This window comes from Paenarthrobacter sp. AR 02 (assembly GCF_021538675.1).
GTDB lineage: Bacteria > Actinomycetota > Actinomycetes > Actinomycetales > Micrococcaceae > Arthrobacter.
In genome coordinates this window covers 41766-61954 of sequence record NZ_JAJUKH010000014.1, presented here as the reverse complement: position 1 = coordinate 61954, position 20189 = coordinate 41766, and the positions used below count along the sequence as shown (strand labels likewise).

General features: G+C 61.6%; 19 protein-coding genes and 1 pseudogene. 12 read left to right on the top strand and 8 right to left on the bottom strand.

What is annotated here, in order from left to right; genetic code table 11:
- Nucleotides 1-21: 21 nt before the first annotated feature.
- A complete protein-coding gene (locus LRQ04_RS19385) occupies nucleotides 22-651 on the top strand; it encodes a DUF1345 domain-containing protein (RefSeq protein WP_235521938.1) in 630 nt (209 codons plus the stop codon).
- 9 nt (nucleotides 652-660) lie between these two features.
- Here LRQ04_RS19385 and LRQ04_RS19380 read toward each other — a convergent pair whose 3' ends face one another.
- Together LRQ04_RS19380 and LRQ04_RS19375 are read right to left on the bottom strand one after the other, a co-directional pair.
- On the bottom strand, nucleotides 661-1665 hold the full coding sequence (locus LRQ04_RS19380; RefSeq protein WP_235521937.1) for an intradiol ring-cleavage dioxygenase: 1005 nt from the start codon (nucleotides 1663-1665) through the stop codon (nucleotides 661-663).
- A gap of 165 nt (nucleotides 1666-1830) precedes the next feature.
- Nucleotides 1831-2772: a LysR family transcriptional regulator gene (locus LRQ04_RS19375; protein WP_235521936.1), complete on the bottom strand. Its 942-nt coding sequence runs from the start codon at nucleotides 2770-2772 to the stop codon at nucleotides 1831-1833.
- 120 nt (nucleotides 2773-2892) lie between these two features.
- Here LRQ04_RS19375 and LRQ04_RS19370 point away from each other — a divergent pair, with 120 nt between their 5' ends.
- The 3 genes from LRQ04_RS19370 to LRQ04_RS19360 are packed head-to-tail and all read left to right on the top strand — an operon-like array spanning nucleotide 2893 to nucleotide 5518.
- The gene (locus tag LRQ04_RS19370; protein WP_235521935.1) at nucleotides 2893-3885 is read left to right on the top strand and encodes a DUF1852 domain-containing protein; all 993 of its coding nucleotides are present in this window, start codon (nucleotides 2893-2895) and stop codon (nucleotides 3883-3885) included.
- Between the two features lie 20 nt (nucleotides 3886-3905).
- Nucleotides 3906-4943 carry a methionine synthase gene (locus LRQ04_RS19365; protein WP_235521934.1) on the top strand — a complete coding sequence of 346 codons (1038 nt, stop codon included), beginning with the start codon at nucleotides 3906-3908 and terminating at the stop codon, nucleotides 4941-4943.
- Between the two features lie 2 nt (nucleotides 4944-4945).
- The gene (locus tag LRQ04_RS19360; protein ID WP_235521933.1) at nucleotides 4946-5518 is read left to right on the top strand and encodes a flavin reductase family protein; all 573 of its coding nucleotides are present in this window, start codon (nucleotides 4946-4948) and stop codon (nucleotides 5516-5518) included.
- 143 nt (nucleotides 5519-5661) lie between these two features.
- Here LRQ04_RS19360 and LRQ04_RS19355 read toward each other — a convergent pair whose 3' ends face one another.
- From LRQ04_RS19355 to LRQ04_RS19345, 3 genes are all read right to left on the bottom strand, one after another.
- Nucleotides 5662-5919: a hypothetical protein gene (locus LRQ04_RS19355; RefSeq protein WP_235521932.1), complete on the bottom strand. Its 258-nt coding sequence runs from the start codon at nucleotides 5917-5919 to the stop codon at nucleotides 5662-5664.
- Nucleotides 5920-6110: 191 nt separating this feature from the next.
- Nucleotides 6111-6380, bottom strand: coding sequence for a hypothetical protein (locus LRQ04_RS19350; protein WP_235521931.1), 270 nt, complete (start codon nucleotides 6378-6380; stop codon nucleotides 6111-6113).
- 259 nt (nucleotides 6381-6639) lie between these two features.
- Nucleotides 6640-8142: a helix-turn-helix domain-containing protein gene (locus LRQ04_RS19345; protein WP_235521930.1), complete on the bottom strand. Its 1503-nt coding sequence runs from the start codon at nucleotides 8140-8142 to the stop codon at nucleotides 6640-6642.
- Between the two features lie 162 nt (nucleotides 8143-8304).
- Between LRQ04_RS19345 and LRQ04_RS19340 the strand changes: the two genes are divergently transcribed.
- The 7 genes from LRQ04_RS19340 (at nucleotide 8305) to LRQ04_RS19310 (ending at nucleotide 16021) form a co-directional block, all read left to right on the top strand.
- Nucleotides 8305-9351 (top strand): amidohydrolase family protein, encoded by a 1047-nt coding sequence (locus tag LRQ04_RS19340; RefSeq protein WP_235521929.1) that lies wholly within the window; start codon nucleotides 8305-8307, stop codon nucleotides 9349-9351.
- Entirely contained in the window at nucleotides 9348-10166 is an 819-nt protein-coding gene (locus tag LRQ04_RS19335) for an iron-sulfur cluster assembly protein (protein WP_235521928.1), read from the top strand. The genes LRQ04_RS19340 and LRQ04_RS19335 overlap by 4 nt, the downstream gene beginning before the upstream one ends.
- The gene (locus LRQ04_RS19330) at nucleotides 10163-11197 is read left to right on the top strand and encodes an NAD(P)-dependent alcohol dehydrogenase (RefSeq protein ID WP_235521927.1); all 1035 of its coding nucleotides are present in this window, start codon (nucleotides 10163-10165) and stop codon (nucleotides 11195-11197) included. Before LRQ04_RS19335 ends, LRQ04_RS19330 begins: the two co-directional genes overlap by 4 nt.
- A gap of 77 nt (nucleotides 11198-11274) precedes the next feature.
- The gene (locus LRQ04_RS19325) at nucleotides 11275-11775 is read left to right on the top strand and encodes a DUF1097 domain-containing protein (protein WP_235521926.1); all 501 of its coding nucleotides are present in this window, start codon (nucleotides 11275-11277) and stop codon (nucleotides 11773-11775) included.
- Nucleotides 11776-11836: 61 nt separating this feature from the next.
- Entirely contained in the window at nucleotides 11837-12154 is a 318-nt protein-coding gene (locus LRQ04_RS19320) for a putative quinol monooxygenase (RefSeq protein ID WP_235521925.1), read from the top strand.
- A gap of 127 nt (nucleotides 12155-12281) precedes the next feature.
- Nucleotides 12282-14654 (top strand): pyruvate dehydrogenase, encoded by a 2373-nt coding sequence (locus LRQ04_RS19315; protein WP_235521924.1) that lies wholly within the window; start codon nucleotides 12282-12284, stop codon nucleotides 14652-14654.
- Between the two features lie 203 nt (nucleotides 14655-14857).
- Nucleotides 14858-16021 (top strand): low temperature requirement protein A, encoded by a 1164-nt coding sequence (locus tag LRQ04_RS19310; RefSeq protein ID WP_235521923.1) that lies wholly within the window; start codon nucleotides 14858-14860, stop codon nucleotides 16019-16021.
- Between the two features lie 32 nt (nucleotides 16022-16053).
- On the opposite strand, the pseudogene LRQ04_RS19305 reads toward LRQ04_RS19310, so the two are convergent.
- The 3 genes and pseudogenes from LRQ04_RS19305 to ppsA all read right to left on the bottom strand — a co-directional run.
- Nucleotides 16054-16197, bottom strand: a pseudogene (locus LRQ04_RS19305) (LysR family transcriptional regulator); the annotation flags it as partial.
- Between the two features lie 48 nt (nucleotides 16198-16245).
- Nucleotides 16246-17088: a pyruvate, water dikinase regulatory protein gene (locus LRQ04_RS19300; RefSeq protein ID WP_235521922.1), complete on the bottom strand. Its 843-nt coding sequence runs from the start codon at nucleotides 17086-17088 to the stop codon at nucleotides 16246-16248.
- Nucleotides 17089-19488: a phosphoenolpyruvate synthase gene (gene ppsA, locus LRQ04_RS19295; protein WP_235521921.1), complete on the bottom strand. Its 2400-nt coding sequence runs from the start codon at nucleotides 19486-19488 to the stop codon at nucleotides 17089-17091.
- A 333-nt stretch (nucleotides 19489-19821) separates the two neighbouring features.
- Here ppsA and LRQ04_RS19290 point away from each other — a divergent pair, with 333 nt between their 5' ends.
- On the top strand, nucleotides 19822-20109 hold the full coding sequence (locus tag LRQ04_RS19290; RefSeq protein ID WP_235521920.1) for a hypothetical protein: 288 nt from the start codon (nucleotides 19822-19824) through the stop codon (nucleotides 20107-20109).
- The last annotated feature ends 80 nt before the right edge of the window (nucleotides 20110-20189 follow it).

Genomic DNA, 20189 nt, shown 5'->3' with positions numbered 1-20189 from the left:
ACCCGGAGGGCAGCCTCTTATATGTCGCACATTGATCGCAAGGCCCTGATTGCCGCCCTCATCGGACTGGTTGTCGCGCTCGCTCCGGCACTGCTGGGTGCTCCCGAACTTGCGCCCTTGATCGGGTGGTCTGTCGCAGGCTGCGTCTTCCTGACCTGGGCCTGGATCAAGGCGTGGCCCGCCGGCCCGGAGGCCACAGGTGAACTCGCCCGCCAGGAGGATCGCTCTCGACGGCTTGTTGACTCCCTTATCACCGGCGCGACGTTCCTCAGTCTTGTGGCGGTTGTCTTTGCCTTGATCCGCAGCCAGCAAAAGGATCCAATAGGCGTGGCCGCCGCGCTACTGGCGGCCCTCAGCGTGGTGCTCGCATGGGCCCTCGTCAACACCGTCTACGCGTTCAAGTACGCCCGGATGTACTACCACGACGACCATCATCGCTTCCGCTTCAACCAGGACGAGGAACCGTCGTACAGCGACTTCGCCTACGCAGCATTCTCAATTGGCATGTCTTACAGCGCGAGCAACGTGAAGGAGTCATCGACCGCATCCCGCAAGATCGCCTTGGGACACGCGCTGCTTTCTTACTTCTTCGCCACCTTCGTCGTCGCAGTCGCCATCAACCTTGTCGTCAGCCTGGGACAGTCCGGTTAAACGGTCCGCTTAGGCAGGCGGGGCCCCGGTGGGTGGGGTTCCGCCAGGGCCGCCTCCGGGTGGCATTCCGCCGCCCGGGACGCTGCCGGCACTCGGAGTGGTGGTGGTGTCGACGGCGGCGGTAAGGGCCACCTGGTAGCCGGAAGTGGTGTCGCCGGTAACCTGCGCGAGTTGGAACTCACCCCCATCGTCGCCAAAGACGTTGTCCGAGGTCAGGCTTACCCGGGAAAGGTTAGAGCTTGAACCCTTGTATTCAGACAACGCGTACACCTTTTCGCTGATGTCCTGGGGCAACGCGACCTGGGAAGTTGCAATGGCCTTGGTCGAATCAGTGATGTCGTCCACGGTGGGGTACACCTCGAAGTGGATATGCGGCCAACGCCCTGTGTAGCAGGCGGGGTAAATCGAGGAGTAGGTGACTTTCCCGTCGCTGTCGGCGACCTGTACTCCGCGGAGGTAGGTTTCGTTCTGGATACCTTGGGAGTACATCGAATACCCGCCCTCGGCATTGCAATGCCACACATAGACAGCTGCGTTCTTAAGGGGGACGCCACCGTTTGCCATGTCAAGGATTATGAGGGTGAGCGTCATGGGCACGCCGGCTGCCGTGGTCCCGCCGCCGACGCTGGAGCGGATGTCACTTCGCACGATGCCTGACTGTTCAAGAACATCCGCACCGTTGGAACCATCGCCAGGATAAGGCCCGGCAGTCTCGTCAGGAATCTCAGTCAATCCGGAAGCGCCCGTGGCGGACCCAGTGGAAGCGTTGGCCATGGAGCTCGCGGCCGGGGTCTGGGCACTGGTGCTACCCGTGCTGCCGGGTGAGCAAGCGGCAAGGGCGACTGCTCCCATGCCGGCTCCGAATATCCCTAACATCGACCGGCGGCTTACTAAAGTCCCAATGTCGAAGGCAATGCCTTGGTCGACGACCTCGTCGTCGACGCGGTGGAGCGCCCGTCCCTCATACATGGGACCGTTGACGCTGTACTCGGGTTCAGGGATTCTGCTGCTCATGGTTCCTCACTCGACTGCTGGTATCAATGCTTACAGCCTTCATTGGCAATCAAGGGTCGGACTGTGGTGAAGCTGTGTTGCGCCTTTGAAGCGTGGCCGGGTTATAAACATCGCAAGCCACATCGGACAATAGATGTCCTCCCTGCCCCGCCCGCTCAATTGCCCTCAGTCGAGCAGCGCTACGCCGAACTCAGCGACGACGGTCCGCAATTCCTTGAGGTAGCGCTGCGCCTGGTCGGTCAGCGGAATTGCGGCGTGGCCGATCCAGCCGATCTCGATGCGTTCGTCTACGTCGAGCGGGATGGCGACGATCTCAGGGTCGAGCTGCCCGCTGATGATGCCCGTCGAGATCGTGTAGCCGTGGAGCCCGATCATGAGGTTGAAGATCGTGGCGCGGTCAGAGACCCGGATCTCCTGCTTACTGGACAAAGTGGAGAGAATTTCCTCGGCGAAGTAAAAGGAGTTGTTGGCACCTTGATCGAAAGTCAGCCGCGGCAAACCGGCAAGATCATCGAGTGTCGCACGCTCCTTTGCAGCGAGCGGGTTCTTCCGTGAAATGAATATGTGCGGATCAGCGAGGAAAAGTGGAGTAAACGCGAGCCCGGACTCCCTGAGCAGCTTGTCGATGACCTTCCGGTTGAAATCATTCCGGTAGAGAATCCCGATTTCGCTGCGGAGCGTCCGGACATCCTCGATGATGTCCCAGGTGCGGGACTCACGCAGTGAGAACTCGTATTCGGCCACATCAGAGGCCTTGACCATCCGGACGAAGGCGTCCACGGCAAACGAGTAGTGCTGCGTTGACACCCCGAGCAGACGTCGCCTCGGCGGCCTGCCAAGGTAGCGCTGCTCGAGGAGAGCGAACTGCTCCACGACCTGCCTCGCGTAGCCGAGGAACTCTACACCGTCGGCCGTGAGGGTGACTCCGCGGGCGGAGCGGAGCAGGAGCGCACGGCCCACCCGGGCCTCAAGGTCCTTCATCGCGGCGGACATTGTCGGCTGCGCTACGTAGAGAAGATCGGCGGCCGCGGAGATCGATCCCTCAGCGGCAACTTCTATGAAGTAACGGAGCTGCTGCAAGGTCAATCCGCTCGAAATTTGGGCCATAGGGAGATTCTATATGCACGCATAGCAACCACTAGTTACCTGATAGCCCTCGGAAGGTTGCACCATGGATACACCACCTTCTGAAAGGCCGTCTCCGGCCATCAACAACGGATTGGCAACATGGCAGACGACTTCACCTTCAGCATCACCACGACCCCCTTCAACGAGGACTACTCCCCGTCCGAAGGCTCGAGGATCACGACGAATTTCGCCAACCTGGCACGTGGCGAGCACCGCCAGGAGAACCTCCGCAACGCCTTGACCATGATTCGGCGCCGCTTCAACGATCTCGCAGACTGGGACAACCCGGACCGGGACCGTTACACGCTCGAGCTTGAGATCGTTTCCGTGCACATAGAGTTCACTGCGGAAGGTACGGATCAGCGGTTCCCGCTGTTCGAGGTTCTCGACATCCAGATCGTCGACCAGCTGAACGGCGTCCGTCACCAGGGAATCGTGGGAAACAATTTCTCCTCCTACGTCCGTGACTTCGACTTCAGCGTCGTCCTGCCGGCTGCAGCAGCAGAAGCCGGCAAGCCCGTTGTTCCCGAGGACTTCGGCGACCTTCACGGCAAACTGTTCCAGCAGTTCCTCGATTCCCCGGCATGCCAGGAACGCTTCCCGCAGTCGCCAGTGGTGTGTATCAGCGTCTCCACGAGCAAGACTTACCGGCGAACGGAAAACCGCCACCCCATCCTGGGCGTCGAGTACCAGCAGGACGAGTTCTCGCTGACGGACGCGTACTTCGCGAAGATGGGGCTTCAGGTCCGCTATTTCATGCCGCGAGGCAGCGTGGCGCCACTCGCCTTCTACTTCCGCGGCGACCTGCTCAACGACTACTCAAACCTGCAGCTCATCGGCACGATCAGCACCATGGAGACGTTCCAGAAGATCTACCGCCCGGAGGTCTACAACGCGAACTCCGCCGCCGCCGTCGTCTATCAACCGAGCCTGGGAGAGCAGGACTTCTCGCGGACGCAGATCGCTTATGACCGCGTCGAGCGTAGTCAGCTCGCGATCACGCAGGCGAAGTACACAGAGGAACACTTCATCACGCCCCACAAGGATCTATTGGACCAGTGGACCGCCAAATACCCCGCCCTCGTCAACTGACCCACGGAGAATCGCCAATCATGAACACACTCTTGCCCACCACCGTTGTTGGAAGCCTGCCGAAACCATCCTGGCTCGCACAGCCGGAGACCCTCTGGTCCCCCTGGAAGCTGGAGGGAGATGCGCTTCTCGAGGGTAAGCAGGATGCGCTGCGCATCGCGCTTCACGAGCAGAGCCGACGCGGCATTGACATCGTCAGCGACGGCGAGCAAACCCGCCAGCACTTCGTCACGACCTTCATCGAGCACCTCAGCGGGGTTGACTTTGAACAGCGCAAGACCGTGCGCATCCGCGATCGCTACGACGCGAGCGTGCCGACCGTCGTCGGACCGGTGCGCCGCGAGCGGCCGGTATTTGTCGAAGACGCAAAGTTCCTCCGCGCAACCACGGACCAGCCGATCAAATGGACTCTTCCCGGTCCAATGACGATGGTGGACACGCTCTACGATGACCACTACAAGAGCCGCGAGAAGCTGGCCTGGGAGTTCGCTGCGATCCTGAACCAGGAGGCGAAGGAGCTGGAGGCGGCCGGCGTGGACATCATCCAGTTTGACGAGCCCGCGTTCAATGTCTTCCTCGATGAGGTCAAGGACTGGGGCGTGGCTGCGCTTGAGCGAGCGGCAGAAGGCCTGCGCGCGGAGACCGCCGTGCATATCTGTTACGGCTACGGGATCAAGGCCAATAATGACTGGAAAGCGACGCTCGGCTCACAGTGGCGGCAGTACGAGGAGACATTCCCGTTGCTTCAGAGCTCCAGCATTGACATCATCTCGCTGGAATCCCAGAACTCCCACGTGCCCATGGACCTCATCGAGCTCCTCCGCGGCAAGAAGGTCATGCTCGGGGCAATCGACGTCGCAAGCGAGACGATCGAGACCCCGGAAGAGGTCGCCGACACCCTCCGCAAAGCACTGCAGTTCGTCGATGCGGACAAGCTCATCCCCAGCTCCAACTGCGGCATGGCACCGTTCCCCCGGGATGTCGCCTTGGCCAAGCTGAGTGCTCTCAGCGCAGGCACGAACATCGTTCGCGAGGAACTCGCCCGCAGGGTCTCATAACGATGTTTCACGCCTACCTCACAGACACCTGGCTCGAGGCTCCGAAGCAAAGCTTCCCGTCCTCCCTTTCGGCTGACGACTTCAAAGCATTGTTCCGTGGCCACCCAGGAGGTGTCGCCGTCATCACGGCGGATGCCGGCGAGGGACCGGTGGCACTGACTGTATCGTCGGTGGTCTCAGTAAGTGCGGAACCTCCGTTGCTGATTTTCTCGGTCTCGGCACTGTCCTCAGCGTCGAAGGTGCTTTCGCGCGCGGAAACCGTCGTCGTTCACCTGCTGGACGCCCACGACGTCGACTTGGCGAAGTTTGGAGCGACGCCAGGCACCGACCGCTTTGACCAGACGCACCGCTGGTCGGCCCTTCCGACCGGCGAAGCGGTGTATGACGATGTCCGCGCCTGGGTGCGCTGCGCCGTCATCAATCGTATGGAAGTGGGGACCTCCACGATCATCGCCGTCCACGCTTTGGAGTCACACGTGATGCGTGACGTCCAAGCCGGCGAGCCCGGCGATGCTCTGGTCTACCACAACCGTTCATGGCACCGTCTGGGCGAGCATTCGAGGCTCGAAGGCTGAGCGGCACAGCATCAACGTGAGGCGGAAACCCGAACAGGCTTCGCCAACAAACGTTTGCACAAAAGGAGGCCGACGGCGGCACAAAGTGTCGTCGTCGGCCCCCTTTCAAAGCCGCGTAGTGCCATCAAGCACAGACGCCGCCTTTAGGCTGCCTTGCAAAGTGTGACGTAGCTGCCACCGACTGGGTCTTTGTGGACGCCGAGAACTGTGACGTAACTGCCAAGGGAAACGTTTCGGTTGCCGGGGGCGGTGACGTAGGCACCTTCACTATGCGTCCGGGAAAGGGCAGTCGGCAGGGTTACGTAGCTGCCGCCGATCAATGCGGTTTTGGACACGGTGACTGCCGCAGCTGCGTCGGAGGCGGGTGCGGGCGTTGCGGGACGTTCAGTCAGTAAAGTCATGGGTTCTCCTTGGGGTTCAGGATCATGGCCAGTCCGGGATTCCAGTACCGCTCAAGCGGAAGGGTGTTTGCGGTTGTGGCGCGCCCTGCCGGCCCGGGAATGTTCACCGGTGCGGTACTCAAGGGCGGCTCTGGCCTATACCCAGCTTACCTCCTTATTTTGATTTGATCAAAATAAGGAGGGAGAGTCACCTACCAGCGCGGCAGGACGGGCACGGGACCTTCGGCCTCGATGAAACCGGCATCACCGCGGGCCAACCACTTCAGAAGGCCTTCCCGGTCCGATTCAATCCGCAGCGCACCGTCGCCAACCACCCATTCGTCGCGTTCCTCAGTAAGCAGGGTCATCCCCGGCGCGCCCTTGGCACGCATCGTCCGCACCACGGCCTCAATGGCGTTCAACAGCGAATCCGGGTCGGCTTCCTCGATGGTCCAGGCAGTATCCAGGTCGTGGTGGTGCACCACCACCTCGGAGACCCGCTAGGACGGCATTGGTGAGGAAGTAGTTTATGACTACGTCCTGGCCAAGCAGGGGCAAAAGAAGTAGCACGCACGAAGCATATTGGGGGAAAGGCGGTCCGGAGCTGATGCTGCGGACCGCCTTCGGCTTTTCCGGCCAGCGGGCTCCCGCGGATGGAGCGACGCTTTCCTTTGGAGCAGCTGACGACGATGTGCGACTCGTCGACAAAGGAGCCGTGCCAGGGGCCGGGCCGGTGGTTGCCTACTTCGGGATTGCGATCCCAAGCCTGGCCATACGACGGTAGATGGTGGCCCTGCTGATGCCCAGTTCTGCTGCCGCACCGCTTACTGTTACCCCCGGCGTGGAAAGGCAGCGAATGATTTCGTCGCGTTCCACCACCTCGATCCGACTGAGATGGCGGCTGCTCCCGCCCAGAAGATAAGCAGGGAGGTGACTCACGTCAATGGTCTCTGTCTGGACAGCGGCGGCGTGAATAACGCTGAAAAGTTCATCAATGTTCTCTGGCCAGCTATGGGCCATCAGTGCTTTTTCTGCCGCGCCGGTGAAGTTGATTTCCCGCAGGCGGGTTTGGCGGGCGGCGTAGCTGGCCAGGTGCAGGACATCCTCGCCGCGATCCCGCAGGGCAGGAACAGGAATCACCGTATCGACCATGCCCGCCAGGGGTTGCGGGATACCGTCATGACTTGCAGCTGTGACACCCCATGCGAGTGTTGGTGTGCTCCCGCCCTGGGAGAGTGGAAGCGACCGAACCGCCCGGAGGGCTTGCGCGTGGAGTTCCTGCGCCGCCCAAGCCGGCAGCAAATCTACGTTTTCGACGATCACAGCGGTAGCGGGTTTGGCCAGTTCCGGCGCCCATAAGGACAGCCACGCTTCGACGTCGGCAGGAGCAGGGACGGCCGCTGAGATGATACGGCTCCCGGGTTGAACATGCCGCAGCGCCTGCGCCAGGAGAGTTGCGCGCCCGGCACCCTGCTCCCCTACGGCGGCAACAACCCGTCCTGCCGCCAAGGCACCACTGGCCTGGTCGAGGGCGTTTGTCCAGGCCGACGAGATTTTCCGCACTGTGCCCGCTGCCGGCTCGAGCTTGCCTCTCTGGATGCGGAAAACGCCGCCCTTCGGTCCGGTTTTTCCTTTGCGGCCCTGTGATCTTGAAAGCATCAGGGCTGAGGTGTTGCCCGCAGCTGATTCCGCCAAAGCCAGCAGCAACTGCGGGGATGAGCGGGACCATGTTGTGATGTTGACACTGCCTTCCAGCAAGCCGGTGACGGGGTCGAAGACAGGTACAGCCGCGCAGGTGTACGTCCGAAGACTGGCGCTGTAATGCTCTTCCGCGCGTACGAGGGTCGGGATGCGGTCCGCGAGTGCCAATCCCATGCCATTGGTCCCGGCATCCCTTTCGGAGAAGGCGAAGCCTGGTGCCAGATGCACCTTGTCCAGCGCCCTCAAGAGGGAAGTATCTCCGCTGAAGCGGTTGAGGAGCCGGCCGTTGGCATCGGTGAGCATCAGGCTTAGGGGTTCGTTTGCCAGCGTGCCGTAGAGGCTGGTGAGCACTTCCTGGCCGCATTGGAAAAACAGCGAGTCGGACCCTGCAGGGCCAGCCCACGTCGGATCTACTGCCTCGGCGGAAACCCCGTATTCCTCGCTCCGTTGCCAGGAAGCAAGGAGGCGTTTGGCGGGAGTGGCGAGCTGGTTCACGTCATCGTGCGCGAAGCCGGCAGTCCCCTCGTCCTTGTTCGGCATCATCGCCGACCTCCTCGTCTCCATGTTTCGAGGTTACTTGGTCTCACCAGACCAATCAGAAAAGGATCGTCTCAAAATGAGACACACACCACATGTTGACGCCTGTTCCATCAGCCTACTCTCGAACTTGTCGCGACTACGGCAGTCGCCAGAAGGAGACCGGACATGTACAGCAAAGACGGCGAAAACTACTTTATTGTCGACGCCCACATCGCATTGTGGGACGCTCGCCCGGAGAACCAGCGGAACATCCCTGGTAAGCAGTTCATCGACTGCTTCTACGACTACCACCGCAACCTCTCTCCCGACGCGGAACAGTGGAGCTATGAGGAGTTCCTTTACCAAGGCGGTCAGCGCCTCATGAAGGATCTGTTTGAGGACGGCTACGTCGACCACGCGATCTTTCAGCCGGCCTACCTTGGCGCCTTCTACAAGAACGGCTTCGCGCAGGTCGAGGAGGCGTACGGCTTGGCCGCTGCGAATCCGGACAAGCTCACGTACAACCACTGTTATGACCCCCGGGATGGTGAGGCGGGCCTAGACCGGCTGCGCGCCGATCACGAGAAGATGGGCTTCAAAGGCGTGAAGCTGTACACCGCCGAGTGGCACGGCGAATCGCGTGGGTACAAACTCTCGGACCCGTGGTCCTACAGGTATTTCGAGGAGTGCCGCAAACTCGGCATCAAGAACATCCATATCCACAAAGGACCTACCGTACGCCCGCTCGACCGTGACGCCTTCGACGTCGCCGACGTCGACCATGCAGCCTCAGACTTCACAGACCTGAACTTTGTGGTCGAGCACGTCGGCCTGCCCCGACTGGAAGACTTCTGCTGGATAGCCACTCAGGAGCCCAATGTTCATGGCGGCCTGGCCGTCGCGATGCCTTTCATGCACACGCGGCCGCGGTACTTTGCCCAGATCATCGGAGAGCTCATCTATTGGATCGGAGAGGATCGGATCCAATTCTCCAGTGACTACGCCATTTGGACGCCCCGCTGGCTGATTGAGCGGTTCGTTGACTTCCAGATTCCGGAAGACATGACCGAGTATGCCCCGCTCACCACAGCCCAAAAGAAGAAGATTCTGGGACTCAACGCCGCAAAGATGTACGACATCCCGGTGCCCGCTGAGCTGCAGCTCCCCGCTGCAGATGAGACGAAGACAGGACCCCGGCAGCCCGAACGCGCAGATCTGGCAGGCGTCCGGTGACGGCGCTGCACGTCGGTCCAGCAGTTGCATCCCGCTGGGATGTCACGGAGGAGGACATCCGCCATGCCTTGGGCGCGGTGCTCGACCCGGAACTGGATGAACCGATCACCGATCTCGGCTTTGTTCGCTCCCTCAACGTCACAACCGTCGCCGGTGGCGCCAGGGTGGAAATTCACCTGCGCCTGCCCACCTCCTTCTGCTCGCCCAATTTCGCCTACCTCATGGCGTCCGACAGCAAGGATGTGATCTCTGCGCTGCCGGCGGTGACGCAGGTGGTGGTGGAGCTCGATGACCACCACGACTCCGATCTCATCAACGCCGGGCTCGCCGCGGACGCAGGCTATAGGGGCACGTTCCTGCATGAAGCCGAGGACAGCCTGGACGAGCTGCGGCAATTGTTCCAGCGCAAGGCCCACACCGCCGCGATGGAACGATGCCTCACTGATCTGTTGCGCACCAACGCCGGCATCGAGGAGACGATGATGGGAACCATTCGTCTCTGGGATCTTCCACCTGGACGGAATAAGGAAGCGTTGCTGCGCCGACGAGAGGCACTTGGATTGCCGGACGGTTCGGAGTCGATTGTCCTGGTTGACCACGAAGGGCAGCTTTATCCACCGGATGCGGTGCCGATGGCACTGCGTCGTGCACGCTCGACACGCATTTCCATTGACGGAAACGCACATTTCTGCCGGGGTCTGCTGCGGACACGCTATGAGGGATACGGCGCGGACCAGACACCACGAACCGAGGGCGCGGAAGCGGCGGACCACCACGAACTACTTCCACTGACAGTCAAGGAGATTCACCCATGAGCACCATGCGGGCCGTACAGGTCGTCGGCTACCACGAAGGCCTCAAAATGGCAGAAGTGCCACTTCCCCAGGTGACCGGACCGTTTGACGTCGTCGTCAGAATCGGCGGAGCCGGGGTATGCCGCACGGACCTGCACATTCTGGAGGGCCAGTGGGCGGAAAAATCCCAGGTCCACTTGCCTTACACCATCGGCCACGAGAACGCCGGCTGGGTACACGCAATCGGTGGCGCCGTTACCAATGTGAAAGAAGGCGACAAAGTCATCCTGCACCCCCTCATCACGTGCGGCCTATGCCGTGCCTGCCGTTCCGGGGACGACGTGCACTGCGAGCAGAGCAAGTTCCCCGGTATCGACACCAGCGGCGGATACGCCGAATACCTGCTGACATCCGCCCGCTCCGTCGTCAAAATCGACGACTCTCTCGAGCCTGCCGATGTCGCAGCCCTGGCCGATGCCGGCCTCACCGCCTATCACGCTGCCGCCAAGGCTGCCAAGCGGCTGACCGCAAGGGATACGGCCGTTGTCATCGGCGCCGGAGGGCTGGGCCACATAGGTATCCAAGTCCTGACTGCCCTAACACCGGCCCGCATCATCGTCGTCGACCGTAACCCGGCTGCCCTGGACCTGGCCAAGAAGATCGGAGCACATGAGGGCGTCCTGGCCGACGGGTCACAGGTCGAGCAGGTCCTTGCCCTCACCGGGGGTCATGGAGCGGAGGCACTTATCGACTTCGTTGGCGAAGGCGGCGCCACCGCCCAAGGCCTCGCCATGCTGCGTCAGGCAGGGGATTACTACGTTGTGGGCTACGGCGAGAACATCGATGTCCCTACCATCGACATCGTCTCAGCCGAGATCAACATCATCGGCAACCTCGTCGGCTCCTACAACGACCTTCAGGACCTGATGGCCCTGGCGGCTCGAGGTGCCGTCACCCTCCATACCCAGAAATACGCCCTCGATGACTTCCAACAAGCGATCAGCGACCTCGACGCAGGGAAAGTCCGTGGCCGGGCGATCCTTGTGCCCTGACAAGCAAACTCTGAAACAAGCAAACCCTGGAACAAACAAACCCTGGGGGCTCGCATCAACGTAAAGAGAGAATCGACATGAAACCATACATTGGCGTGGGTATCGCCGTCGGTGCACTAGCCGGGCTCTGGACGCAGGTAAGCACAGAACTTGGCCTCATCACCTGGGTGGCGTTCGTCGCGTGGGCATGCTTTTTCGCCGCAGGAGGAAACAGGACAGGATTCTCCAGAGGGCTTGCAGCCAACCTGTCCGGCGTCATCTACGGGTGGCTGGTGGCGCTTCTGACCACCTGGGTGCAATTCCCCGGCGTGCTCGCCGTTGCCGTGGCCCTTGCCGCACTCGCCATGTGCCTGCAGGCAGGCTGGGCGCCGCTCTCCTTCATCCCGGGAGCGTTCGCCGGGACCGCCGTGTTCTTCGGAACACAGTTGTCTTTGTGGCCCACCGTCATTGCCCTCATCATCGGCGCCGGACTGGGCTGGGCCTCGGCGTTCCTGGGCGACCGCATACAAGCCCTTATCAACAAGGCCCCCGCTGCGCCTACGACCGCCGGGCAGAAACGTCCGGTCGAAACAGCCTGACCAATCACCCGCAACGTCGGACCTTGTCCTTCCGAACGGGCCTATCAAGAGGGAAACAGAGTTGATCTTCATCACCGCAAAATTTGCCATCCTGCCTGCCCACGCCGATGCGTGGCCCGAAATCTCCAAGGACTTCACCACCGCAACGAACGCCGAGGAGGGCTGCCTGTTCTTCGAATGGGCCCGCTCCGTCGAAGATCCGAGCACCTACATCCTGGTCGAGGCTTTCCGCGACGATGAGTCCGGCGCAGCCCACGTGCAGTCGGACCACTTCAGGAAGGCCTGCGAGGAGCTTCCCCGATATCTTTCTGCGACGCCGGACATAGTCAACGTCAAGGTAGAAGGTTGGTCGAAGCTGGGGGAACTCGCAGTCAGCTAAGCGAATAGCCCCGAGAACTTTACCGCTGTGATGGACCGTCATCCGGGGAAGCCCCCTCAGGGGCTCCCCCGGATGACCAGAGCAGTTCAGCACCGTGCCCCAACGCGTACTTGTAGAGGAGACCACCATGAGGGTCGAAGATTTTCAGATTAAAGCCACACGTCCCGGCGCTGCCGGTCTGGGGGATGCAGGGTCCACGACGGCAGTTTTGGAGAGTATTGCCCGGCGGGTGCGCTGGACCGCCACCGCAATTGTGGATGCTGCCAACCGCGGGCGCACCAATACCAGCGGCATCAAGGTCGGCGGTCACCAGTCCTCCAGCGCCTCCATGGTTGAAATCATGACCTCCCTCTGGTTCTCCGAGCTGACCGAGGCGGACCGCGTGTCAGTCAAGCCCCATGCCTCTCCTGTCCTGCATGCCATAAGTTACCTCCTTGGTGACCTGGACGAAAGCAAACTCAGCACGCTTCGGCAAAAGGGCGGCCTGCAGAGTTACCCCAGCCGGTCAAAGGACCCGGACACCGTGGACTTTTCCACCGGCAGTGTGGGGATCGGAGCCACGGCCACCATCTGGGCGGCCATGTCACACCGCTTCGTGAGCGACAGGTACGCCGCATCACGGAAATCGGGTCGCTTCATCGGACTTCTGGGCGACGCCGAACTGGACGAGGGTGCTATTTGGGAAGCTGTCGCCGACCCCTCCGTTGGGCAGCTTGGCGAACTGCTCTGGATCGTTGATTTGAACCGGCAGTCCTTGGACCGGGTGGTACCGGACTCGCAGATCATGCGCCTGCAAGGCATGTTTGAAGCCGCAGGCTGGCAGGTCCTCACCCGGAAATGGGGAACCCGGATTCAGGAACTCTTCGCCCGCCCGGGAGGTGCGGATCTACGCCGCCGGCTCGAGACCATGCCGAACGAGGAATACCAGCGCATGCTCCGCTCAGCCGATTCTGAGATCTTCGACCGCTTGCGCTCCAGCAGTTCGACCCCCGCCATGGAAACCCTTCTCGGTTCGCTCACCGCCACAGAACAGGCCGCCGCGGTACGAGATCTCGCCGGACATGACATCGGACTGCTGCTTGACACTTACAAGCAAGTCGACCCTACCCGGCCCACCGTTATCTTTGCCTACACCATCAAGGGCCGCGGCCTAGCCACGGAAGGACATCCAAACAACCACTCGGCGCTCCTGTCCAAGGATCAAATGGAAGCCCTGGCCAAGACCTCCGGGATGGACCTTGGCGATCCATGGCAACAATTCCAGCCGGACACCGTCGAAGAACAAGCCTGCGCCCGTACGTCCCTCCGGCTCCGGCGCCGGCAACCCGATCCGGCTCCGACCCTCCCAATCCCCGATTCTTTGCCATGGAGCTACGGTGACAGAATTTCCACCCAAGCCGCGCTGGGACGGTTCCTGTCCGACCTGAAGCGGGCAGCGCCTGAGGTGGCCCACCGTGTCGTTACCTGCAGTCCCGACGTCGCCTCCTCCACCAACCTTGGTGGCTGGATCAACAAAACCGGGGTCTGGTCCGTTGGCGAACGCCAGGACTGGTTCGCGGACGACGTTGAACGGGTCCTCCGCTGGATTGAGAACTTCCAAGGCCAACACATCGAACTCGGCATCGCCGAAACCAATCTCGTGGGCTTGGTCTCCGAACTCGGAACGACCTGGAGCCGTTGGGGCCAACCGCTGATCCCGATCGCCACCATCTACGACCCGTTCGTGGCCCGCGCCCTCGAACCTTGGTCGTTTGGGATGTACGCTGGCGGGCAGTCCATCCTGATTGGAACGCCCTCGGGTGTGACCCTGGCCCCGGAAGGCGGAGCCCATCAGTCTCTCACCACTCCCTCCATCGGGCTGGAACAGCCGGAATGTACAGCTTGGGAGCCAGCCTTCGCGCAGGATCTGGAATGGTGCATGCTCGAAGCCATGAGCCGGATCGGCATTCCCGGAGGACGCTCGGCCTACTTCCGGCTCACGACCCGTCCACTGGATCAAGCCCTGGCTGCCATACCGACGGACGCGGTGCTGCTGGAGCGACGCCGTAGGCATGCGGTGGCCGGCGGTTACCGGCTAAGTGGCCATGACCCGGCCGAGGACACTGTGACCCTGGTCGGAGTGGGAGCAATGATGCCCGAAGTCATCGCCTCGGCCGCGCGGCTGAAGACATTTGGCGTCAATGCCGGCGTCGTTTGCCTCACCAGCCCTGACCTGGTCTTCGAATCCCTCCAGAACCGCAACTCCCTGAACCAAGGATCCAATGCGATCGGTTTCGACATCGTTGACGCACTCTTTCCGCGTCACGCCCCAGCGCCGCTCGTCACGGTCCAGGACGGACACCCACATACCTTGTCCTTCCTGGCTGGGGCGCGCGGGGACCGCACAGTCTCCCTGGGAGTAAGGGAGTTCGGGCAGTCCTCAGATCTGCAGGACGCCTACAGCATCCACGGAATCGACGAGGCATCCATCGTGAACGCTGCGCTGAACCTGATTCGCTAAGAACCGCCTGTTGCTGGCCGGCACCGATGACGCACCGCCGCTAGACCGTAGTTGGACCGGCCGCTCAGGGGCGCCCCCCCCAAACCGGGCCGGCCCAGGCGAACCGCATCTTCCGTTTCTCTTGACTTTCCTCCGCACCGTCGTCACTCTTGCAGACAGCAGGAGGGGGCGTCCGTCCGTTCCTGGTCCAGTGGAGGATACTGATGGTCCGTGCCAGGTCGCTGATTCGGTCCGCGGCCTCCGACGACCGTGTTACCCGCGTTGAATTATTCTTCGATCTGGTCTTTGTCTTCGCACTATCGCAGCTATCACATCATTTGCTGGAACATCTCTCATGGGTGGGTGCCGGAGAGACGTTCGTGCTTCTTCTCGCGGTCTACAAAGTGTGGGTTTACACGACCTGGTCGGCGACATTGCTGGACACTTCGCGGCTTGAGGTGCAGTGGATGCTGCTGACCGTCATGCTCGTCACGCTGTTCATGAACGCATCCATCAGCTCAGCGTTTGGTGCCTTCGGCTGGCTCTTTGCTGTGAGCTATCTGTTGGTCCAACTGGGCCGCGGCGCGTGGATGCTGAGCGTCGGACTCGACAGGACTACCCACAACCATTTTGTGCGCACCCTGATCTGGGGGTGCATGAGCATGCCGTTCTGGATTGCCGGCGTCCTCTTCGGTACGGAACTTCGCCTGATGTCCTGGGGTGTCGCTGCCGCGATCGATCTGGGCGGACACATGCTGGCCCACCGTCTGCCGGGCCGGAAAACCGAAGGAAGCCGGGTCCCGCTGCCGGGAGAGAGGATCTTTGAACGGTTCGGATTGTTCTACCTGATCGCGCTCGGCGAGACGATCCTCTCCACGGGTTTGGCCATTGCAGGCAATCTTGAGGACCCGCTGATATTCCTGACCGGGACCATCAGCCTGGCAGGAAGCGTCGCGATCTGGTGGTGCTACTTCCATGGCCTCGAACAGGACATTCTGGAGAAGCTTGCTTCTGTCGATGATCAGTTCCGACCCGGCATTTTGGCGGGAAACACCCTGCTCGCGTTACTGGCTGGCCTGATTCTGGTGGCGGTTGGGGATCAGCTCGTGATCACCGACCCGGCAGCCCACTCCAATCTGCCGACGGTCCTGCTCCTGTTCGGCGGGCCGGCTCTCTTCCTTGCTGGCCGGGGCCTTTTTATTCGACAAGTACTCGGCACCCGCCGACCATCCGATCTTGTCGGCATTGGAGCCTTGGTAGTGCTGGCAGGTTTGAGCTTTCTGTTTCCCGTCTTCCTTGCCGCTTTCGCGGCTGTTCTCCCCCTCATAGGCGTTGCAGTTTCCGACTCCGTGAACCGCCGGCGTCGACGGCAACAGGGAGCCTACTGACGCTGGTGGACACCAGCGAGAGCGGAGCGAACGCCAACCCGGGCCTCAAGGTCCTTCATCGCGGCGGATATTGTCGGCTGCGCTACATAGAGAAGATCGGCGGCCACGGAGATCGATCCCTCAGCAGCAACTTCGATGAAGTAACAGTGAGTGATACGACTGCCTCCTCGGATCAAGCCAGACTCAACCCACCGCTGTTGGGACAGTCCCGAAGCCTCCGATTGTCAGTGGTGCAGTTGCATGCGTTGAAGGACCGTGGCGGAAATTTCTTCCACGGACATGGAGGCGGAGTTCACGTAGGGAATGTCGTTTGCACGGTACATGTCCTCCGCGTTGCGAAGTTCAAAGGTGCATTGGTTCAGCGACGCGTAGTTGCTGCCCGGCCGGCGTTCCTGGCGGATTTGGCTCAGCCGGACGGGCTGGGAAGTCAGGCCAAAGCACTTGTCCGCGAACGGCAGCAAGGGTTTCGGCAGCGCCATGACATCAAAGTCCTCTTCGACCAACGGGAAGTTCGCTGCCAGGATGCCGTGCTGCAGTGCAAGGTACATCGTGGTGGGTGTCTTCCCACAACGGGAGGGCGCGATCAGTATCAGTTCGGCGCGTTCGAGCGCACGGAGCGACTGGCCGTCGTCGTGCTCAATGGCATATTCGACGGCGGCCATACGGGACTGGTACCGGACGGCGTCGCCCACGCCGTGTGCCTGGCCCGGTTTTCCGTTGGCGGCCGCGCCAAGCGTTTGTTCGAGCTTCCCGATGTGGGATCCGAACAAGTCGAAGAACTGACCACGGCTTTCCGACAGCACGGCACGAATGTCCTGTCCCACCGCAGTGGAGAAAATGATCGGCACAGGACCGGAGGCTGCCACCTTGTCGATAATCGCTACCACCTCGCGGGCTTGCTCAATGGTGGTGATGAAGGGAATGGTCCGCCGTTCAAGCCGCTGGCCGGGAAACTGGGTCAACAAGGTGTTGCCCAGCGTTTCAGCGGTGATACCGGTGCTGTCAGAGAGAAAGAACACCGTAGGGGCGGACGCCGCGCCCGCCCCCACGGTTTGGTTGTCTGCCACTTAGACCGCGGTGCTGGTGGTCTTAGCCAGGCGCAACCAGGTCTCGGTGACTGCGTCCGGGTTCAGCGAGATGGAGCTGATGCCCCAGGCAAGGAGCCACTCCGCGAAGTCCGGGTGGTCACTGGGGCCCTGGCCGCAGATTCCGACGTACCGGCCCTTGGCGCGACAAGCACTGATGGCCATCTCCAGCAGCTTGGTCACTGCCGGGTTCCGCTCATCGAAGCCTTCAGCCACAAGCGCAGAATCCCGGTCCAGGCCCAAAGTGAGCTGGGTGAGGTCGTTGGAACCGATGGAGAACCCATCGAAGTACTCCAGGAACTCGTCCGCAAGGAGCGCGTTGGCAGGCAGCTCGCACATCATCACGATCTCCAGTCCGTCCTCGCCGCGCCGCAGTCCGTTGGCGGCGAGGAGGTCGATCACGCCACTGGCCTCGTCCAATGTCCGCACGAACGGGACCATGAGCTTGATGTTGCTCAAGCCCATCTCGTTGCGAACGTACTTCAGCGCCTCGCATTCGAGTTCGAAAGCCTGCCGGAACGCCGCTGAGAGATACCGCGACGCACCCCGGTACCCGATCATCGGGTTCTCTTCCTCGGGTTCGAACGCAGGACCGCCGACCAGATTGGAGTACTCGTTGGACTTAAAGTCCGAGAGCCTGATGATCACAGGTTCAGGGGCAAACGCGGCCGCGATGGTCGCGATGCCTTCAGCCAGGCGGCGGACATAGTAGTCGCGGGGACCATCGTAGGCCGCCGTCTTTTCCTGTATCAGCCGGACGGTGTAGTCATCCAGGCTCGCCGGGCGCTCGATCTCGCCGGCGACGGCCAGCAAGGCATTGGGGTGGACGCCGATCTGCCGGTTGATGATGAACTCAAGGCGGGCCAAACCAACACCGTGGTTGGGGAGCTTGGCGAAACTGAACGCCTGCTCCGGTGTCCCGACGTTCATCATGATCTTCACCGGGGCCTCGGGCATAGTCTCCAAGCTGGTTTCCTGGAGCGTGTACTCCAGCAGCCCTTCGTAGACCAGCCCGGCTTCGCCTTCGGCGCAGGAGACTGTCACGGGAGTGCCGTCCTTGAGGATCTGGGACGCGTAGCCGGTTCCGACGACGGCGGGAATCCCCAGTTCGCGGGCGATGATCGCAGCGTGGCAGGTCCGCCCGCCACGGTCCGTGACAATCGCGGCGGCCTTCTTCATAATCGGTTCCCAGTCCGGGTCCGTCATGTTCGCCACCAGGACATCACCCTCCTGGAAGGAGGCCATCTGCTCAATGGAGGACAGCACCCGCACCTGCCCGGCGCCGATCCTCTGACCGATCGCGCGGCCTTCGACCAAAACCGTTGAACGCTCAGCGAGCGTGTAGCGGGACGTGACGCCCGCTGCTTTACGGGACTCCACGGTTTCGGGCCGCGCCTGCAGGATGTAGAGCTCCCCGTCCACCCCGTCCTTCCCCCACTCGATATCCATGGGACGGCCGTAGTGCTGCTCGATCGCTACGGCGTGGCGTGCAAGCTGCTCGACTTCAGCATCCGTCAGGCTGAAACGGCTCCTGGAATCCTGGGGCACCGGGATGAAGTCAATGGTCCTGCCAACTTCGTCCGAATCCGTGTGCACCATCTGCACGGCCTTCTCCCCCAGCCCGCGCTTGAGAACTGCCGGCCTGCCAGCCGCCAATGCCGGCTTGTAAACATAGAACTCGTCAGGGTTCACGGCCCCCTGGACCACGGCCTCGCCGAGGCCGTAAGAGGAGGTGATGAAGACCGCATCCTGGAAACCGGTCTCTGTGTCCATCGTGAACATCACGCCGGAAGCGCCGACGTCGGAACGCACCATCCGCTGCACACCGGCCGAAAGTGCCACTTCCGAATGCGTGAAGCCGTGATGAACGCGGTAAGCAATCGCGCGGTCGTTGTACAGGGATGCGAAAACGTCCTTGATAGCCAGCAGGATGTTGTCGATCCCGCGGATGTTCAGGAACGTCTCTTGCTGGCCGGCAAAGGAGGCGTCAGGAAGGTCTTCGGCTGTTGCGCTGGAACGCACCGCCCATGACACATCCCCGCCATGCTCCTCGGTCAGGCGCTGGTAGGCCGCGCGGATTTCCTCTTCGAAACCGGCAGGGAACGGCGTCTGACGGATCAGGTCCCGGATCTGCCCGCCGACCTTGGCCAAAGCGGCCACGTCGCCGCTGTCCAAGCCCTCCAGGATGGCTTCAATCCGTGTATCAAGCCCCGACTCCGCCAGGAAACGCCGGTAAGCGTCCGCCGTCGTCGCGAATCCGTCCGGAACCTTCACCCCAGCCGAGGCGAGATTCCGAACCATTTCCCCGAGTGATGCATTTTTGCCGCCAACCTGGTCAAGGTCGGTCAAGCCAAGCTCAGAAAACCAAAGAACGTTAGTCATAAATTGTGTCCTCCATTGGGCACGCTCTGACAAGCGCTGAAAAAACTAGGTCTTGCAAGGATCAGGGTCCTTGCGGCTGGAAGCAAATGAAAGTGACCCATGCAACAGCCTCAACAGGTAACGGAAAGTCACTGGACTGGCTTTTCAGACCGGACTTATGGCAGACATCCCACCCAGCTGTCATAGGGAGCCCCGCCGCCGAAAAAGCCTGAAGCGCCGGTATCGAAGGCGTACGCGTTTGAGGTAAGTGAGATCCTCGCGGGCATTCATTCACTTCACAGCGCTTGGAACCATCCGCCGGTCCAAGACCATGCGCCAAAGGACTGGCCCCTGTTGGCAAAGCGAGCGAAGGCAACCAGACAGCCATGGGCCGACGAACTCGCGTCTCACGTCGAGAACTTTCTCACCATCACCAACCTCGTCAACACGTGCGGACGTCCGGGTCCTGTCGTGCTGACCCACAGGGACAGGTGGAACATCCTCAGGTGTCTCGCCGGTGTCGAGGCGACCACTGGCCCTGAACTCGCCCTGTCGCATGAGTCCGTGAACAACGGGATCCATGGGCTCCCTATCCTGTTCGAGCGGCTTCCCGAACTCGAGGCGCTGCTTCTGCCGGACTGACATCCTTTGACTGCCCGGTCGGGCGGCGATGGGCCGGCTCACGCCTGCGCTCGCAGAGGTAGTCGTAGGGCGCAGTCATA

Excerpts from the sequence above, each read along its gene's own strand:
- LRQ04_RS19385 (WP_235521938.1), top strand. The coding sequence starts at position 22 with ATGTCGCACATTGATCGCAAGGCCCTGATTGCCGCCCTCATCGGACTG.
- LRQ04_RS19380 (WP_235521937.1), bottom strand. The coding sequence starts at position 1,665 with ATGAGCAGCAGAATCCCTGAACCCGAGTACAGCGTCAACGGTCCCATG.
- LRQ04_RS19375 (WP_235521936.1), bottom strand. The coding sequence starts at position 2,772 with ATGGCCCAAATTTCGAGCGGATTGACCTTGCAGCAGCTCCGTTACTTC.
- LRQ04_RS19370 (WP_235521935.1), top strand. The coding sequence starts at position 2,893 with ATGGCAGACGACTTCACCTTCAGCATCACCACGACCCCCTTCAACGAG.
- LRQ04_RS19365 (WP_235521934.1), top strand. The coding sequence starts at position 3,906 with ATGAACACACTCTTGCCCACCACCGTTGTTGGAAGCCTGCCGAAACCA.
- LRQ04_RS19360 (WP_235521933.1), top strand. The coding sequence starts at position 4,946 with ATGTTTCACGCCTACCTCACAGACACCTGGCTCGAGGCTCCGAAGCAA.
- LRQ04_RS19355 (WP_235521932.1), bottom strand. The coding sequence starts at position 5,919 with ATGACTTTACTGACTGAACGTCCCGCAACGCCCGCACCCGCCTCCGAC.
- LRQ04_RS19345 (WP_235521930.1), bottom strand. The coding sequence starts at position 8,142 with ATGATGCCGAACAAGGACGAGGGGACTGCCGGCTTCGCGCACGATGAC.
- LRQ04_RS19340 (WP_235521929.1), top strand. The coding sequence starts at position 8,305 with ATGTACAGCAAAGACGGCGAAAACTACTTTATTGTCGACGCCCACATC.
- LRQ04_RS19330 (WP_235521927.1), top strand. The coding sequence starts at position 10,163 with ATGAGCACCATGCGGGCCGTACAGGTCGTCGGCTACCACGAAGGCCTC.
- LRQ04_RS19325 (WP_235521926.1), top strand. The coding sequence starts at position 11,275 with ATGAAACCATACATTGGCGTGGGTATCGCCGTCGGTGCACTAGCCGGG.
- LRQ04_RS19315 (WP_235521924.1), top strand. The coding sequence starts at position 12,282 with ATGAGGGTCGAAGATTTTCAGATTAAAGCCACACGTCCCGGCGCTGCC.
- LRQ04_RS19310 (WP_235521923.1), top strand. The coding sequence starts at position 14,858 with ATGGTCCGTGCCAGGTCGCTGATTCGGTCCGCGGCCTCCGACGACCGT.
- ppsA (WP_235521921.1), bottom strand. The coding sequence starts at position 19,488 with ATGACTAACGTTCTTTGGTTTTCTGAGCTTGGCTTGACCGACCTTGAC.